We start from the raw sequence: 16,358 nt of genomic DNA, 5'->3' as shown, positions 1-16,358 counted from the left end.
AGGAAGTAAAATTATGAAGAAGAAAATTATTACAGCAACTGCTCTGGCTGCAACATTAGCTACAGGGGCATTACCTACAACATCAGTATTTGCTGCTGAGACAGTTGCTCCTATCCAACAACAGGAATCACAAGTTAGTATTCAACCGTTTGCACAAAGTAATCTAGAAACGGCTGTTCAAGCTGCATTAAATGGTCCCGAAGTAAAAAAAATAAAAGTATTTGAGCATGAATTTAATGTAAAAGAAATTGAAGTTGTGGATCGAGGTGCAGCCGGTAAAGATGTATACGGACAAATCTCTCATCACTTAAGCTTCCGTCCAGATGATCAACTTTACTATAAATTCACAAAAAAAGATGGTGAGGTAACGGGATTCGAATTCCATATTGATAGAGGCGGCTGGACACCAATTGTAGCTCCACTCTTATCACTTCTTGCTGCATATAACGGAATTCCTGTTAATCCAAATGATTTAAATTCACTCGGTCAACAACTTGGAAAAGTTATCGATGGTAGTTGGGAACATGCAGGACAATCTATTGCTACTGCAGTTAGTTTAAGCTTTAATGAGAAATAAGCTTATAGGCATTATTTAGGATTACAGAGAAGTATTATTCGTAAATTTTTCTAAAATGAGATTATATGTAACAAATCCATTTCTAACTTTAATGCAGTAATAAGAGAGAGACTCTCCCCAAAAGTCTTTTGATCTCAGATATGGAATTCATATAATTTTGTCTTATAATATCTACATTAATTTACATTAAGAATTATGTAAATATTACCGATTTTAATAATTCATTGTACTTCGGAAAACAGACGTCTAGTTTAAGACTTCTGTTTTCTTTGTATAATATTAGATTTGAATTGTATGCCTTATAAAGTACATGAAGTATGATAATATACTTTTTCATCATTTCACTAAACTTGCACATGATTATTTTGGCCTTTCCACCCTTTTATGATTACATTTCTAAACTTATGTTCCCAGTGCACGATGGCTTTTGAGCAAATCGAAATGAGAATATCCCACTCTAAATTTTAAAGCTAACACAATATTTTAAGGCAAATGAAAATAGTAAATCTGATGGTAGCTAACATATTATCTTATTTGACTTACTTTCTTTTTAACTTTACAAACCTTTTGGTGCCTATTATAAATTTGGCACTATTTATAAAAACTAAATTTTCAAATTAATACAGTCTATTATTCTCATGCTGGACTTTATGCATATGGTAAAAGCACCTAAATTATTATATAAGACTAATCTGTTTAAAATCAGGAGAGATATAATGAAGAAAATAAAGATTATAAAACACTTAAAATTCGGGATTCTTACTTGTTTTACACTAGCGAGTTTATGTACAACTTCAATAGTATTTGCTGATAGACATTCAGGTTATTCATATGACTCCGATTTAGGTTATCGAAATCCAAACTGGATGTCAAAATTGGAAGATACAAAAAGAATAAGCGAATTATCTATTCCAGGTACTCATGGTTCTATGGCTTTACATGGAGCGAGTTTTATTGATGAGAATTTGACAAGAAATCAAACAATGCCCCTACCTCAGCAGTTCAATGCAGGAATACGGTATGTAGACATGCGTGTTAAACGTGTGAAAAATTCTTTTGCCATGCAGCATGGTATCGTGAATCAAAAAGCAATGTTTGAAGATGTATTAAAAGAAACAATCCAATTTTTAAGAGAAAACCCTCAAGAAACAATTTTAATGCGTTTAAAAGAGGAAACTGATCCAGAGAACGGCTCACAGTCATTCGAGGAGATATTTAAAAGTTATAAAGACCGTAATGTGTCCTATTTTTGGGAACCTAATTCTGTGCCATTTTCAGAAAGAAATAACCCTAAGTTAGGAGATATCCGTGGAAAAATTGTAATACTACAAAACTTCTCAGCAGTTGAAGAATACGGAATTAATTATGAATCATTAGATATCCAAGATAATTTTGAAGTTAGCGCTGGACCGGATGGAATGTATGAGAAATGGAATGCAGTAAAAAACCAGCTTCTAAAGGCAAATAAAGATTCTAACAAGAATCATATCTATCTCAACCATTTTAGCGGTACAGGTGGCGCTACAGCATTATGGAATAATTATTATCCTTGGTTTGTTGCAAGTGGAAAGGAAAATCGAGATACTGGTAGTAACCCACAGTTAATTCAAAAAAATACAACAAATGAATGGAAAGACTTCCCTCGTGATACAAATGGTCAAGTATTTTATGGTGGGATGAATACAATGGGGACAGATTTCATACTACAAGGTGGGATTAGACATTCTGGTATCATTGCAGCTGATTTTCCAGGTCCAGGTTTAATAGATAGTATCATTAAATTAAATGGAATAAACGTTAATGAAAAAGAAATATTAATTTCCCAAATTTCTTCTGACTCTAAGCCATTGCCTGGAGAAAAGAACCGATCCAGCCAAAACTTTAGTATAAATAATTTACCCCCAGGGACACTGGGTTTAAAATGGATTATTGAACCTACCCAGGGAGAGGCTTCTGACAGTATCTCTTTCAATATTATGGTCGATGTTTCTCTGGGGCTAGATCGTGTTAGTTGGAGCAATATTTCAAATGAGTCCAGGACTGCAGCAAATACGAATTCGAAATACTATATCGCAAATCCAAATGGTGCAAATCAACAATTTACAGTAAAAATATATGCTATCACCAATTAATTTTTTTGAAGGATTCCTTTATCCCTCCGTAGGCTGAAGAAGTTCAATTACCTTATATATCAAAAGAGTATTCTCTCCAGGTATGCTATATTAAAGGAAATAAAGAATCCAGCGAACTTAAAAAAATTTCATGTGACATATCTTTAGGATTTTGAACTACCCCCACTTTCACTTCGTTTAGAAGTGGGGGATTCCTAAGTAAAGAGTTCTATCGAACTCTAATTGATTAGGCTAACCCCGCAGTCCTTGCGGTTAGAAGCCTTATCGCTTCATTCTTTAGATTGATACTTGCGTTAATATCCCTATCATGGTGTGTACGACAAGAAGGACAGTCCCATTCACGTAGGTTTAGATTTTTAACGTCTTTATTTTGATATCCACAACAAGAACATAATTGGCTGGAAGCAAATGTTTTCGATACGACAATGACTTGTTTGCCATACCATTTTGCTTTGTATTCTAACATGAATCGAAATTGCGACCAAGATACTTCACTAATTGCTTTTGCTAACTTATGATTCTTTAACATATTTGATACTTGCAAATCCTCTATACCGATAACATCGTGGCTTTTGATGATTTCAGTTGAGATTTTGTCTAAGTAATCTTTTCTAGCATTTGATATGTATTCATGAATTCTAGCTACTTTTACTCGTTGTTTATTCCAGCGAGAAGATCCTTTCATTCTTCTAGAAAGAACACGCTGTGCTTTCGCCAACTTATCTTCTAATGATCGGAAAAACTTCGGATTTTCATAGGGTGTTCCATCTGACAAAATGGCGAAATCTTTTAGTCCTACATCTATCCCAATGTAAGAATGTGTTTTCGGAAGTTCTTGTACTTCTGTTTCAACTAATAGTGACACAAAATATCTACCAGAAGGGTTTCGTCTAACAGTCGCATTTACAATACGTCCCTCTACTTCAAGACTTTTGGCAAATCGAACAAGGCCTAGTTTGGGCAACTTTATTTTGTTCCCTACAACGGCAATATTTTCATTTGTTTGTTTTGTGGTATAAGATTGTACGTTATTCTTCTTGGATTTGAAACGCGGGGCACTATTTTATTTTTTGAAAAATCGTGTATATGCGTCCGCAAGGTTGCGAACAGACGACTGAATCGCAATACTATCCACTTCTTTGAGCCAAACGAACTCTTTCTTCATGGTAGGAAGTTTGGCAGAGCATGTACCATATGTTAAACCTTTTCCAGTCTCTTTGTATGCGTGATCCCATAGGGATAGGAAATGATTGAATACAAAGCGAGAACAACCTATCGTTTTGTTAATTAAAATTGCTTGTGCTTGATTTGGATAGATACGAAACTTATAAGCTTTATTAATTATCATTTGATTCACCTCCATTTCGGTATATGACTATTATATACCAAACGTACATTCGATAGGTGGTGGAGTAAAACTTTCTGTAAATTGAACAATTAAGATGGCTTCCTGCCATCCCTTGTTCGAAGCCAATTCATCTCCCACCTACTCACTGGACTGTGACCCTTCACGCTCCTTGAGGAAGGAGTCTTCTTGGCTAAAATGATAAAAATTTGAATTTCAAAACACCCAGGAATACAATGAATATAGTATATACCTTATTTTTTAGAAAGAAGGATTGAACATGAAAACCAAAGTAGCTAAATCAATTCAAAATTTGCAATTGAAATCATTTGAAATGATGACAAATTCTGTTTCTTTTAAATCTATTTTGCGTGGAACTGGTATGACTTTTGTAATTATTTTTGGATCATCTTTGATTAACGATTCTTCTTTATTTTCATTAAATTCTTTGATGGTGATATTGGGTTTCTTTTTAATCTTTACGCCATATATTTTTAATATTGCTGAGAATTCTAATATATAACTTAATTTCCGACTTTTAATCATTGACTTAAAAATTATTAAGCACCCAAAACAAGAAATTCACACACTTTTAATTAAAAGGTGTGAATTTTTTTGTTTGGGTCTATTTGCTCTTAAATTTATAGTTAAGTGATACTACTTCAATTAATTAATTTTTATTTCTAGTTTAAAATTATGCAAATGGGTAGCCTGTATCTTCTCTACAATACAATTCCCCTTATTTAACTATTTATATAGTATAGATTTAAAAGTAAACATACCTAATCCCCCTATACAAAACTGTAAGAGTATCTTCAACCTTTTAATATTATATTTATATAAATTTTACCCTTTCTTGAAAACATACTATACTATAAAATTAAATTAACAAATATTATTTAATGGGGGTTCATAATGAATAAAGCAGAACTAATTAACCAAGTATCTGAGAAAACATCTCTTACTAAAAAAGATGCTACCGCATCTGTACAAGCTATCCTAGATCAAATTACACAATCTCTTCAAAAAGAGGAATCCGTACAGTTAATTGGATTTGGTACATTTGAAGTACGTGAGCGTTCTGCACGTACTGGGCGCAATCCCCAAACGGGCGAAGAAATGCATATCCCAGGAGGAAAAGTACCTGCATTTAAAGCTGGGAAAGCTTTAAAAGAGGCTGTTAAATAAGGATTAAATTATCTATCTAAAAAGGAATGGAGATAAAAATCTCCATTCCTTTTTAGATTAATCATATATTTTTTCGGAAAATAATTAACTAGTTTTTTATCATTTTCACGATTTCCATACCCTGCAAACTCTTCTAATCATAGAATTTGTTTTTTAGATGCTAGATGCATCTTTTACGGCTAATTTTTTCTTATTTAAATAAACAGCTCGATCTGATTTTTTTGCAACTTCTTGTGAATGCGTCACAACAATTACACATTTATTCTCTTGATGAGCGAGCTCCTGAAATAAATCAATAATATCATTTGCTGTTTCTTCATCAAGGTTTCCTGTCGGCTCATCCGCAATTAGTAAATCAACATTACAAGATAGTGCTCGAGCAATTGCTACACGTTGTTGTTGCCCGCCGCTTAGTTGCAAGACATTTCGTTTCGCTTCTATTTCTGTGAGTCCTACCTTCTCTAATAATTCTAATGCCCTTGCTTTTTTATTTTTTACCTTCACACCTGTAATTTCCATTGCCGTTAATACATTCTGAAGAGCAGTCATATAGGTAATCAAATTATAAGATTGGAAAATTACAGATACATTTTGATTACGGTATCGATCCAAACCAATTTTTCGAATATCCTTGCCATTATACAGTACATAACCATTTTTAGGTATATCCAGCCCACAACCTAAGCTAAGAGTTGTAGTTTTACCAGATCCAGATGGTCCTAAAATCGTGTAGAAATGCCCTTTTTGAAAAGAAAAATTAACATTATCTAGTATCGTTACTTTTTTTCCGTTACTTTCATAATAATAATCTAAGTTTTTAAATTGTAAAATTGTCTCCATATCGATCCTCCTTATTCATCTTTTAAAAGAATTTGTTTTGGATTTAAGCGTAGAATAGATAATGCCGGAAGAAGCGTTGCTAATATAGCAATAGCTAGTCCAATCCCCCCCATTTTCCCTACATCTTCTCCTGTTACACTTACATCAATTTTATCAATTGGCTCTTCTTTTTGGTCTTGTAGCGTACCACCAGGTCCAGACATCATTACAGTACCATGTTGCGAGGTATCTGTTTCTTCGCTTGCTGTAGCAATTTCACTCGAAAGTAAGTTATCCCCTACGAATTGAGATACTTTAGCCCCTGTTGTTATGGATAATCCAAATGCTAAAATAGCAATACATACTACTTCTACTACAAACTGCGCCATCAGTTTCCATTTTTTCTCTCCAATGGACAATAAAATCCCCATTTCCTTACGACGTGCTTTAATCGATAACATAATGATTAATCCTAAAATAATTGCACCTGCAATCGATACCATATAGATAATCATTTGAGAAGTAGAAGCAATATTTTCGATAGGACCAATCATTTGTTTGTACAATGAATCATGCGCATCTAATTTATAATAATTAAAATCAATGTTAGATTTTTTTGCTTCTTTTTTAAATGCATCAATATATTGTGGGTCATTCAAGAAATACACGACTTGAACACTACTTATACCTTGGTCTACTTCTAATTTTTTCATAGTTGAATGCGGCATATATAGTTTATTAGCTGGATCCATTATAGGAGGAGCCTGTTGAACCATTGCTTGCTCATTTGTTTCGTAAATACCGATAATTTCAACCTCAAGGGTTTCCTTCTTATCCCCTGATTGCACTTTAACTTTGTCTCCTACTTTCAAATTGTTTAATTCCGCTAATCGTTTTTCCATTAAAGCTACATTCTGATCCTTCATTTGCTCTGTAATTGGTTTTCCATCAATGATTTTACTTTTTCCGTTTTTAAAGCTTTCTTGTAATGTAGTCTTGCGGACCCCCTCAATCATAAAAGAAGCATTTATATCTATTTCTGTACCAGAGCTTGAACCGCCTCGCACAGCTGCCATTCCGACTTTACCTTTTCCTTCTTCTTCCCCTTCTGAAGCTCCTACTAGTTTAAGACCATCAGAAAGACCGAAAGTGCTAGCTATGTAATTATAGTCTTTTACATACTTGGATTTCGCTAATTGATCTGTTTCTTTTGTATCTAGCTGCGGCGGATTTGGCATTTCTCCAGTTTCCTTAGCTTTTTGACCTAATTTGTCGAAATCAAGACCTAAAGTAACATCTGCACCAAGTTTTTTTCTCGCAGCATCCGCAGCTTTTTTTGATGCATTTTGAATTGTGAATCCTGCCAACACTAAATTTGTAACAATCAGAAAGACCGCCATCAAAATTAATGATGTTCCTATTCTTTTTTTCATACTGAGAATTGCGCGTTTTATAAAATTCATTATTCCTAACCTCCTTGATAGTTGTTATTCTAAATACACTATCTGGAGTTTATATGAAGATATTCAGTAGATTATCTAAAGATATTAGGGCTTATCTGGAGTGCATATGTAGTGATTCGTTAATATAGTCAAGAAAAGCTGGAACACGAATTAAAATATGTAATCGATTTTGAACATTGGTAAAGAGTCAGTCCATTTAATGTAGAATGAGGACAAATGGAATAATAATAGGTATGAAATATTAGTCACCAACCAATTAACTTGAGGAAGGGATACAAACACGGGATAACTCCCTTTATTTATGACTCATACAGTACAAGATGAGATGCTATCGCTAGAAAAATTAGCCTCCTGCTTGGAATCACAATGTGGGCATTCTTTTTGCTTCATGACATTTACCACCTCTGATATATCTAGTACCCACACAAAAAGCACATATAAAAAAACCACCGAAAGGTGGCTATATTTTTAAGCGGCACGTGTTTGATCCGTTAATTTCACGTTTTTTGTTAGTTTTTCACCATTTCGATAAACGGTTACTTTAATTGTATCCCCCAATTTTTTCTTTTCATATAAATATTTACGGAATTGAACGACATTTTCTATTTTTTGTTCATCCAATGCAATCACAACATCATACTGTTGTAATCCGCCGTTTTCTGCTGGTGATTGACTTGAAATATTCCCCAACATGGCACCACTTGTTATCTCTTTTGGTAATTTTAATTGATTACGTGCAGAATCTGTCATTTTCTCCACATCTAATAACTGTACACCCATCATCGGACGTTTAACTGTTCCATCTTTCTCAAGAGACTCTAAGATCGTTTTGGCTATATGAATCGGAATTGCAAATCCAATTCCTTCAACAGCTTGTTGTGCAATTTTACTCGAATTAATTCCAATGACTTCACCCTGTTCATTAAACAAAGCTCCTCCACTATTCCCAGGATTAATAGCTGCATCTGTTTGAATTACCTGCGCTTGCCAATCAACTTGTTGATTTCCAAGGGTACTAACAGGTATTTCTCGTTCCTTACTACTAATAATCCCCTTTGTTACACTACCTTCTAACCCCAATGGATTCCCAATAGCTATTACCGTTTCCCCTGTACGAATTTTTTCTGAGTCTCCAAGTGTTGCGACTCTTTTTACATCTGTCCCTTCAATTTCTAATACCGCTAAATCTAATAATGGATCTGTCCCTACTACTTTAGCGGGAACCTTTTTACCATTATTCAATTTCACTTCTACTTTATTCGCACCGTCTATCACATGATTATTTGTAACAATAAAAGCCTTATTGCCGTTTTTTTTATATATGACCCCTGATCCCGAACCAGCTTCTTCTGATTGATCTTGCGTATTAAATGGATCTACATTTTGTTTATAGTTAATGACACCTACAACAACTTCTTTTGCAGATTCAATCATATTTTGAGGATTGCTTACATCTTCTGATTTGTAAGAGATTGGCGTAGCCTGATTTACTTCGTTATGCTTAGGAGATTGACCTACACTTCCTTTGATTTCATTTATATAAGGAGTGGTCAATCCAATGGTAATTACACCAATCACTGCACCAATTATTCCTGTGAAAAAATATCCTGTTTTTTTATAGACTTTATTCCTATTGCTTTCTGTTTGATTTGTATCATAGTGTCCCATTGTGAACATCCCTTTCTCCTTTAATTTACAATTGAATTTTTTCATCTTAATATTTGAAATACGATGTATGAATATAATATTTAAGAATCACCATTTCAAAAAAAATTTTACCTTTAGGCATGGTTTAAACATAAATCAACTGTTTTTTCGTAGGGGTAACATTATATTTGAAATTTCCTATGAATATATGTATGACGATATTCAAACCCACTTCGAGCTTGTCTCTAAAAAAAGAGCCTATTCGGCTCTCAACAAATAGAGTATCAATGTACAAAATAGGATACGTGTTTATACAGATGATTTGCAAAAATAGAGACAAGAGACAATAAACATCCATTAGCTTATTTAGTCTTTTGTTATAAACTTAGATCCTAGCATTCTCGTGAGAATAGATGGTAATAGGTTTGTGTGTAAATAAGAAGGAAGGGATAAAATTTGATAGATTGTGTAAATCGTCAACATCATGTATCATTCCTTTCTATTTGGTACATGTATCATACAAACTTAATCTGTATTCTATATGGAGTTAATCTAGAGTTATAGTAAAGACTTTCAGTACCTAATTATGGAATACAAAAATAGAGAGAATCAATTTGATCCTCCCTATTTTTATTCACTAGACTTATATAGCTTTCTTTTATTTACACTTTTGTATTTGTTTAAGCAAGATGCTGGTTTCAATTTTTGTTTTTTCTCTTTTATGCGTCTATTATTCAAATGAGAAGCTATCCACAGTTGTACATCTAATATAGAAAGAATGATGTTTGCTTCTAGTGACATCTTAATTACCTCCCTCTGTCTTGTTATGTATATAACCTATCTCATGCATCTGGAGCTAATTTGAAATACATGTAGTTTTCTTGTGAAGTTTTTATAGTGTTTCCAATACGTCTCCACATCAACTCCAGATTAGAAGGTTATAATGACTATAAGAGGTGATATTATGAAGAACTATCACATTCTGGTGGTAGAAGATGATCAAGAAATACAAGAATTAATCAAACAATTTTTAATGACACAACAGTATAAAGTTATAGTTGCATCAGACGGATTAGAGGGCATGAAACAATTTAATAAGCAGTCCTTCGATTTAATTCTTCTCGATGTGATGATGCCAAACCTGAATGGATTTGAAGTTGCAAAAATGATTCGAAGTCAGTCAAATATACCAATTATTATGCTAACTGCGTTAGAAGAAGAACAAGATCAAATGAAAGGATTTGATCTTGGAATCGATGATTATATTACAAAACCTTTTTCTTTTCATGTTTTGATGAGACGAGTCGAAGCGGTACTGAGAAGAAGTAATAATCAAAGTACGGATAATCATTTTGTATTTAGAGAACTACATGTCGATGGCAATGCATATAAAGTATATGTAAATAAAGTCGAGGTTCCCCTAACGACAAAAGAATTTGAAATTTTGCAACTACTAATCCAAAATGAAAAAAAGGTACTCACAAGAGAAAATATCGTAGAAAAAATTTGGGGATATGAGTATGCCGGAGACACACGAATGATTGATACACATATGAAAAACATACGAAAAAAATTAGATATATCCTATATTAAAACAGTAAAGGGCATTGGTTATAAAATCGATGAATAAAATTGTAAAGATCATGAAGATGAAGAGAATTACCTATAAACTCTTTATGACTACATCACTCATTTTGTTAGCCTTTGCAACCTTAATTTATGTAATTTTATACTTCTTTCTCCCTAAATTTTATGAGAAATACAAAACAGATCAGCTTCAAACGGGAATCGAAGAAATAATTGATAAATCTAAAGATCTTACGCTTCAAAATGCAACATCACTTGTTGATGAATACGCACAAAAAAATAATGCAGTGATATATCTTCAAGATAATCAGGGAAGGATTATTTATTATCCTTTTCTTCAAAGTACTATTCAAGAGGGTACTGTTTTTGAGGGGACTGTTCAGGGGGGGACTCCAGCAAAAGGTTTTGTTACTTCAGTACCAATAAAGGGTTTGGCTCAATCTCGTAATTCATATGAGGCTACCAAGCCAATACAATTCCAAGATGTTAACTTAACGCTTGTGGTGTTCGCAACATTTCAACCAATCGATGAAGCTTCACAGGTCTTGGTACGTTTTCTACCTTATATTAGTATCATTGTACTGGTTATTGGTTTAGGAAGTGCTTATCTCTATTCAAGGTTTATTACTAAACCACTTATTTATATTAATAAAGGTGCACAAAAGATGGCAAACTTGGATTTCTCCGAAAAAATTGAGGTTCGTTCTATGGATGAATTAGGGGAATTGTCCAGTAGCTTGAATGATATGTCCATAAATTTACAACAGGCGATTTTTGATTTACAAAAAGCGAATCAGCAATTAAAAAGTGATATTGAAAAAGAAAGAGAATTAGAAACTAAGCGAAGGGAATTCTTTGCTATTGTAGCACATGAATTAAAAACCCCTCTTACTGTTATGAAAGGATACCTAGAAGGCATGATATATAATATCGGCCCTTATCAAAATCGTGACCAGTATTTAAAGAAAAATTATCAGATAATTGAAAGTCTGGAACAACTGGTTCGCGAAATTTTAAGCATGTCTAAATTAGAACAACATACCTTTAAACTTCAAGTGGAAGAAGTAAATCTTTCGAAATCAATAGATACAATCACAAAAAAACTCGAATTTTTTGCTTCTCAAAAAAGCATTCAAATAATAAAGGAAGTAGATTCTGACATTTTTGTTTATACGGATTATGTTCTTTTAGAAAAAGCTTGTAAAAACATCATTCATAATGCGATTATGTATTCACCGTATAACGAAAAAGTCTATATAAAGTTAACAAAGGATTCTAAACAAAACAACATCCAAATGCGAGTTATCAATACAGGTGTCAAAATAAAAGAAGAAGATATACAACATATTTTCAAACCATTTTATCGAATCGAAAAGTCAAGAAATCGAAATACAGGAGGGAGTGGCTTAGGGTTATATATTGTAAAACAAATTTTTGAATCCCTTTTTATCACGTATTCTATAAATAATACCAAACAAGGCGTAGAATTTTTAGTTACCATTCCATTATCTAGCAAATAAACAACAAAAGAGTCTCAATCTCATTTCATCCTATAAAAATGAGATTGAGATTTTTCATATTATGTTGGGTATGGCAATCCAAACATAATATAGGGTACAGAGATATTAAAGTTGTTTAAATTACAGTGAACTACCCGCAACCTAACGTCCTAACGGACTGTTTGAAGTTGGGGCTTCTCGGTTAGTCGTTACTTTTGGTAGCTAACGAATTCATCCTAAGACAGCCGAGCTAACTCCCTTGTTCCAAGGGTTATTTTATTGCTATCTATGCTAACGCCAATAGGCGTATTGCTTCATTTTTGATATTGATAGCTGCGTTATAATCTCTATCGAGATTTACACCGCATATACAAGAATAGACTCGCTCAGACAATGACATATTTTTCACATTTCCACAACTGCTACATGTTTTTGTGGAGAGAAACCATTTGTCTATTTTCACAAGCTGTTTGCCTTGTTCTAACTTATAATTCCATATTTATGGACAAAAGTTTAAATTTATGGAATTTTGTACAAGCTATTTATACGCTATTTTTAATTAGGAGGGATTCTTTATGTTTGGTCTAGGAAAAAAAAGAACTCCATTTGGGGAGTATTTAGATCACAGAGGAATCAAACAACAATGGCTTGTACAAAGAACTGGATTAAGTAAATCTCTGATAAGTGATTTAGCAAATAAAAAGGATCGTATTCCCACTTTAACATCTGCAACTAAAATCATTAGAATACTAAAAAAATTTGATAAGCATATTGATTATCAAGATTTTTGGAATATTGATATTTAATACCTCTAAAATGTACTACACATCTAATTGTCTCTAATCCAATTATGTAGATTACTAAAAAAATAGATTTTTCCCTTTATAACTAATGATTATTTAACACTTATAATACAAAAAGTCCTTTTATTAAAAAGAATATAAATTTCTATTTAGCTCTGTTCATATCCCCACTCAAAATAATTAATGATTACATCCCACTCCATTTTTGACAAATCAATTCTTTAAGACATTTTTTATTGGAAAATCTAAAATTCATTGTTTTTTTATCCAGAAGCCTAAATACACATTTGATATTATTCTAAAGTTTATAGCGCACTATTCGAACATTTTGTGAAAATCAACAAAAAACATCACAAACTACTAGTAGTAGGTATTAATTTCCTAGTGTTTGTTCCAATCACTGTGTTAAACTGAGAGGGTTTAACAGATCTACTCTAATAACATTAATGAAATGGGGTATTTACTTGAACTTTCCACAATTAAAAATCGGTCATATGATGCCACAGGTCCCAATTATGCAGGGAGGAATGGGCGTAGGCATTTCATTAAGTAAACTTGCATCTGCAGTTGCTAATGCTGGAGGAATTGGGATTATATCAGGAACTGGTATTTCCATAGATGAAATGAGAATGCATATTAGGAAGGCGAAAGAAAAGATCCGGAATACTGGTTATATTGGAGTAAATGTCCTTTTTGCTATGAATGATTTTGCTGAAAAAATGAAAGCAGCTATTGAGGAAAAAGTTGATTTCATCATATCTGGTGCTGGCATTTCACGAGATATGTATACTTGGGGAAAAAATGCCGACATACCAGTTATTTCAATAGTATCCTCAGCCAAACTCGCTAGATTATCTGAACGCTTGGGTGCGGCCGCTGTTGTAGTAGAGGGTCATGAAGCAGGAGGACATCTGGGTACCGATCGACCTTTATTCGATATATTACCGGAAGTAGTTGCAGCAGTCGAAATTCCCGTAATTGCTGCTGGAGGAATTATGACTGGAAAAGATATTGCGCATGCCTTAAAAATGGGTGCATCTGGTGTGCAAATGGGCACAAGATTCGTTGCAAGTAATGAGTGTGATGCACCACTATCCTTTAAGGAAAAATATATAAATGCTCGATTAGAAGATACTATATTAGTCAAAACAACTGTCGGTCTCCAAGGTCGTGCGGTTAAAAATAACTTTACTACATTAATAGCTGATAATAATAAAAAGATAAAAATAAAAAAGTGTATAAATTGCTTAAAAAACTGTTCTTATCGTTTCTGCACGCTAGATTCTTTGATAACCTCTATGGATGGTGATTGTGAAAATGGTCTTGTTTTCGCAGGTGCACGAGTAAATGAAGTCAAAGAGATTTTGCCCGTCCAAACAATTATTAACAATATTATGATGGAATATAGAGCATGTATTTAAGGTAGAATCCATGTATAGTTCTTTAAAAATTATTTAATGTTGTAAGTTCTTATTTTCCTGACGATACATCAACTAATAATTATACTCCGGACATTATTGGTCATAAAAAAGAACACCTACAAATGCTGTAGGTGTTCTTTTTAATTTATAATTGGATAATTTCTCTTATTTCTTCTATAGGTAACTTCGTAAATTTCGCAATATCCTCTACAGACATTCCGTTTTTATACATACCACATACCAATTGTATACGTTCGGCTTTTTTGCCTTCTTCAATACCCTTTTCAATACCTTTTTTGATTCCTTGCTCCTCTGCGTGAGCAAACTTTGCAGCTTCATCCATTAGGGTTTTTTCCCTCGCTTCATAGGCTTGTCGGAATGTCGAATCTTGACTCATTCGCTCCCACTTATTCATTGCTTTTTGTAAAATCGGATCTTGATTCATCGCAATGTCCTCCAATGTTTGAGTTAAGTGTTCATCTTCATTTGCCGGAAGTAATAACAGCCAACGAACAAATGAATCTTCCCACGGATTAACTTTCTCTTCCCGCCATTGTTCCATTAGTTTAGGAAGCTCTATAACATGAATCTCTATATCATCACTAAACTGCTTTTGCTGTTGTACATTCCATAGCTTTCCCGTTGTATGAAATTCCTCATATTCGGGAAAAAGTACGAAGTTTAACAAATTAATGGTAATTGTTTTACTAAGAGAGCTGTAAGGCATCCCTTTTTGTAACTGTGAAGTATATAATTTACCCCAGTAATACAAACTTCGTTTAATCATGTCGTGATTATTATTCAGCTGAATTTCTACGTTTACTTTAGTACCTGTGTCTAATGTGGCTGAGACATCTAAAATTGATAATTTATCATCCTCGTGTTCTCGATGTAAATGTGGATCCTCTAATTGTAGTGACATAATAGGTGATTCTAATGAATTCTTTAACATGGCATTTAAAAATGTGATAAGAATATCCTCACTACCACTTGTCCCAAATAATTGCTTAAAAGCAAAATCAATTCGTAAATTTACTAATGACTTGGTCATGACTTTCCTCTTCCTGTCTAAGAAACTCTCTTTTCTTTATTGTACATAAAAATTAGGTAATCATGCAAATAGGAACATTTACAAAAGATAACGCTATCATTCTTTTCAAAAATATATATTCACTAGAAGATAAAGGTACAATTAATAGTTAATTTGGTGAATTATAACATATATTATCTTTAAATAATACCCATTAAAAAAAACAATGGATTATTTGTGACATAATTGTTAAATTTAGGGATATAAAAAGGCTTTCTATATAAAAAATAGAAAGGTGATGGTGTACGGATAAAATATAAGGGGGATTTATATTATGTTTTCAAAAAAGCAAAAATTAGTAACAGTGGTTACCACTCTGACGCTAGGATGTGGATTAGCTTTCGGATTAACTCCTACTTCGGCAGATTCTATAAGTAACCCTACTCCTATTAAGGAAGAACAAGTCAGAATACAGATACCTTTCACTGGATATGTTATTTCAGCAGATGATAATTATTTGGTTGTAGCTGACACTAATACAAAAGAGGAGGCACTTTCTTATCAAAATAATTGGTGGGAATTAGCTTCTCAGAATAAAATTTTACGTGTTCCTATTACTAGCAAAGATAACTATAGCGTAGGTGAAAAACTAAATATATTTTCCGTAGGATGGACTCACTCTATTCCACCAATCGCTGTTATGCCTGTTATCGAAAAAATAATTGAATAAATTATATATTTTTTACAAAAGAAGATAGCCATTACAAATGGCTATCTTCTTTTAAACTCATTTATTCTAAATTGGACTAAAGAATTTTTGTTTGTAACTATCTTTATAAATTTATGC

Annotated in this window: 14 protein-coding genes and 2 pseudogenes; 9 read left to right on the top strand and 7 right to left on the bottom strand. The window is 33.1% G+C overall.

Annotated features, from left to right (window positions below):
- Positions 1-13: 13 nt before the first annotated feature.
- Positions 14-577, top strand: a complete 564-nt coding sequence (locus ACTFN4_RS26360; RefSeq protein ID WP_086422650.1) for a methyltransferase — start codon at positions 14-16, stop codon at positions 575-577.
- Positions 578-1,293: 716 nt separating this feature from the next.
- Positions 1,294-2,709, top strand: coding sequence for a phosphatidylinositol-specific phospholipase C (locus ACTFN4_RS26355; RefSeq protein WP_439963026.1), 1,416 nt, complete (start codon positions 1,294-1,296; stop codon positions 2,707-2,709).
- Between the two features lie 226 nt (positions 2,710-2,935).
- Here the strand turns inward: ACTFN4_RS26355 and tnpB are convergent.
- A pseudogene (tnpB, locus tag ACTFN4_RS26350) lies at positions 2,936-4,057 on the bottom strand (IS200/IS605 family element RNA-guided endonuclease TnpB).
- Positions 4,058-4,334: 277 nt separating this feature from the next.
- On the opposite strand from tnpB, the gene ACTFN4_RS26345 reads away from it, so the two are divergent.
- Both ACTFN4_RS26345 and ACTFN4_RS26340 read left to right on the top strand, forming a co-directional pair.
- Positions 4,335-4,577, top strand: a complete 243-nt coding sequence (locus ACTFN4_RS26345) for a hypothetical protein (protein ID WP_086401845.1) — start codon at positions 4,335-4,337, stop codon at positions 4,575-4,577.
- Between the two features lie 392 nt (positions 4,578-4,969).
- Positions 4,970-5,242 carry an HU family DNA-binding protein gene (locus ACTFN4_RS26340; protein WP_098212870.1) on the top strand — a complete coding sequence of 91 codons (273 nt, stop codon included), beginning with the start codon at positions 4,970-4,972 and terminating at the stop codon, positions 5,240-5,242.
- A gap of 153 nt (positions 5,243-5,395) precedes the next feature.
- On the opposite strand, the gene ACTFN4_RS26335 is transcribed toward ACTFN4_RS26340, so the two are convergent.
- The 4 genes from ACTFN4_RS26335 to ACTFN4_RS26320 all read right to left on the bottom strand — a co-directional run bounded on the left by ACTFN4_RS26335 (position 5,396) and on the right by ACTFN4_RS26320 (position 9,972).
- A complete protein-coding gene (locus ACTFN4_RS26335; RefSeq protein ID WP_439963025.1) occupies positions 5,396-6,082 on the bottom strand; it encodes an ABC transporter ATP-binding protein in 687 nt (228 codons plus the stop codon).
- An 11-nt stretch (positions 6,083-6,093) separates the two neighbouring features.
- Positions 6,094-7,524: an ABC transporter permease gene (locus tag ACTFN4_RS26330; protein ID WP_439963024.1), complete on the bottom strand. Its 1,431-nt coding sequence runs from the start codon at positions 7,522-7,524 to the stop codon at positions 6,094-6,096.
- A gap of 468 nt (positions 7,525-7,992) precedes the next feature.
- Entirely contained in the window at positions 7,993-9,201 is a 1,209-nt protein-coding gene (locus ACTFN4_RS26325; protein ID WP_439963023.1) for a S1C family serine protease, read from the bottom strand.
- 600 nt (positions 9,202-9,801) lie between these two features.
- A complete protein-coding gene (locus ACTFN4_RS26320; RefSeq protein ID WP_439963022.1) occupies positions 9,802-9,972 on the bottom strand; it encodes a hypothetical protein in 171 nt (56 codons plus the stop codon).
- 163 nt (positions 9,973-10,135) lie between these two features.
- On the opposite strand from ACTFN4_RS26320, the gene ACTFN4_RS26315 reads away from it, so the two are divergent.
- Together ACTFN4_RS26315 and ACTFN4_RS26310 are read left to right on the top strand one after the other, a co-directional pair.
- Positions 10,136-10,801 carry a response regulator transcription factor gene (locus ACTFN4_RS26315; protein ID WP_439963021.1) on the top strand — a complete coding sequence of 222 codons (666 nt, stop codon included), beginning with the start codon at positions 10,136-10,138 and terminating at the stop codon, positions 10,799-10,801.
- A 13-nt stretch (positions 10,802-10,814) separates the two neighbouring features.
- A complete protein-coding gene (locus tag ACTFN4_RS26310; protein WP_439963070.1) occupies positions 10,815-12,278 on the top strand; it encodes an ATP-binding protein in 1,464 nt (487 codons plus the stop codon).
- A 265-nt stretch (positions 12,279-12,543) separates the two neighbouring features.
- Here ACTFN4_RS26310 and ACTFN4_RS26305 read toward each other — a convergent pair.
- Positions 12,544-12,747 (bottom strand): annotated as a pseudogene (locus tag ACTFN4_RS26305) (zinc ribbon domain-containing protein); the annotation flags it as partial.
- Positions 12,748-12,832: 85 nt separating this feature from the next.
- Here ACTFN4_RS26305 and ACTFN4_RS26300 point away from each other — a divergent pair.
- Positions 12,833-13,063: a helix-turn-helix domain-containing protein gene (locus ACTFN4_RS26300; protein WP_000467334.1), complete on the top strand. Its 231-nt coding sequence runs from the start codon at positions 12,833-12,835 to the stop codon at positions 13,061-13,063.
- 443 nt (positions 13,064-13,506) lie between these two features.
- Positions 13,507-14,481 carry an NAD(P)H-dependent flavin oxidoreductase gene (locus tag ACTFN4_RS26295; protein WP_439963020.1) on the top strand — a complete coding sequence of 325 codons (975 nt, stop codon included), beginning with the start codon at positions 13,507-13,509 and terminating at the stop codon, positions 14,479-14,481.
- A gap of 145 nt (positions 14,482-14,626) precedes the next feature.
- Here ACTFN4_RS26295 and ACTFN4_RS26290 read toward each other — a convergent pair whose 3' ends face one another.
- On the bottom strand, positions 14,627-15,532 hold the full coding sequence (locus ACTFN4_RS26290; protein ID WP_000167466.1) for an Rpn family recombination-promoting nuclease/putative transposase: 906 nt from the start codon (positions 15,530-15,532) through the stop codon (positions 14,627-14,629).
- Positions 15,533-15,845: 313 nt separating this feature from the next.
- Here ACTFN4_RS26290 and ACTFN4_RS26285 point away from each other — a divergent pair, with 313 nt between their 5' ends.
- Positions 15,846-16,241 (top strand): DUF3221 domain-containing protein, encoded by a 396-nt coding sequence (locus ACTFN4_RS26285; RefSeq protein WP_000491772.1) that lies wholly within the window; start codon positions 15,846-15,848, stop codon positions 16,239-16,241.
- Positions 16,242-16,358 lie beyond the last annotated feature (117 nt).

This window comes from Bacillus cereus group sp. MYBK95-2 (assembly GCF_051915225.1).
GTDB classification, from domain to species: Bacteria; Bacillota; Bacilli; order Bacillales; family Bacillaceae_G; genus Bacillus_A; species Bacillus_A cereus.
Note: the sequence above shows the minus strand (reverse complement) of the source record. Positions and strands in the feature narration are given on the sequence as shown.

Bases quoted from the DNA above. Each gene is read 5' to 3' on its own strand.
- ACTFN4_RS26290 (WP_000167466.1), bottom strand. From the start codon at position 15,532: ATGACCAAGTCATTAGTAAATTTACGAATTGATTTTGCTTTTAAGCAA.
- ACTFN4_RS26335 (WP_439963025.1), bottom strand. From the start codon at position 6,082: ATGGAGACAATTTTACAATTTAAAAACTTAGATTATTATTATGAAAGT.
- ACTFN4_RS26300 (WP_000467334.1), top strand. From the start codon at position 12,833: ATGTTTGGTCTAGGAAAAAAAAGAACTCCATTTGGGGAGTATTTAGAT.
- ACTFN4_RS26320 (WP_439963022.1), bottom strand. From the start codon at position 9,972: ATGTCACTAGAAGCAAACATCATTCTTTCTATATTAGATGTACAACTG.
- ACTFN4_RS26330 (WP_439963024.1), bottom strand. From the start codon at position 7,524: ATGAATTTTATAAAACGCGCAATTCTCAGTATGAAAAAAAGAATAGGA.
- ACTFN4_RS26315 (WP_439963021.1), top strand. From the start codon at position 10,136: ATGAAGAACTATCACATTCTGGTGGTAGAAGATGATCAAGAAATACAA.
- ACTFN4_RS26360 (WP_086422650.1), top strand. From the start codon at position 14: ATGAAGAAGAAAATTATTACAGCAACTGCTCTGGCTGCAACATTAGCT.
- ACTFN4_RS26340 (WP_098212870.1), top strand. From the start codon at position 4,970: ATGAATAAAGCAGAACTAATTAACCAAGTATCTGAGAAAACATCTCTT.
- ACTFN4_RS26310 (WP_439963070.1), top strand. From the start codon at position 10,815: ATGAAGATGAAGAGAATTACCTATAAACTCTTTATGACTACATCACTC.
- ACTFN4_RS26295 (WP_439963020.1), top strand. From the start codon at position 13,507: ATGAAATGGGGTATTTACTTGAACTTTCCACAATTAAAAATCGGTCAT.
- ACTFN4_RS26345 (WP_086401845.1), top strand. From the start codon at position 4,335: ATGAAAACCAAAGTAGCTAAATCAATTCAAAATTTGCAATTGAAATCA.
- ACTFN4_RS26355 (WP_439963026.1), top strand. From the start codon at position 1,294: ATGAAGAAAATAAAGATTATAAAACACTTAAAATTCGGGATTCTTACT.
- ACTFN4_RS26325 (WP_439963023.1), bottom strand. From the start codon at position 9,201: ATGTTCACAATGGGACACTATGATACAAATCAAACAGAAAGCAATAGG.
- ACTFN4_RS26285 (WP_000491772.1), top strand. From the start codon at position 15,846: ATGTTTTCAAAAAAGCAAAAATTAGTAACAGTGGTTACCACTCTGACG.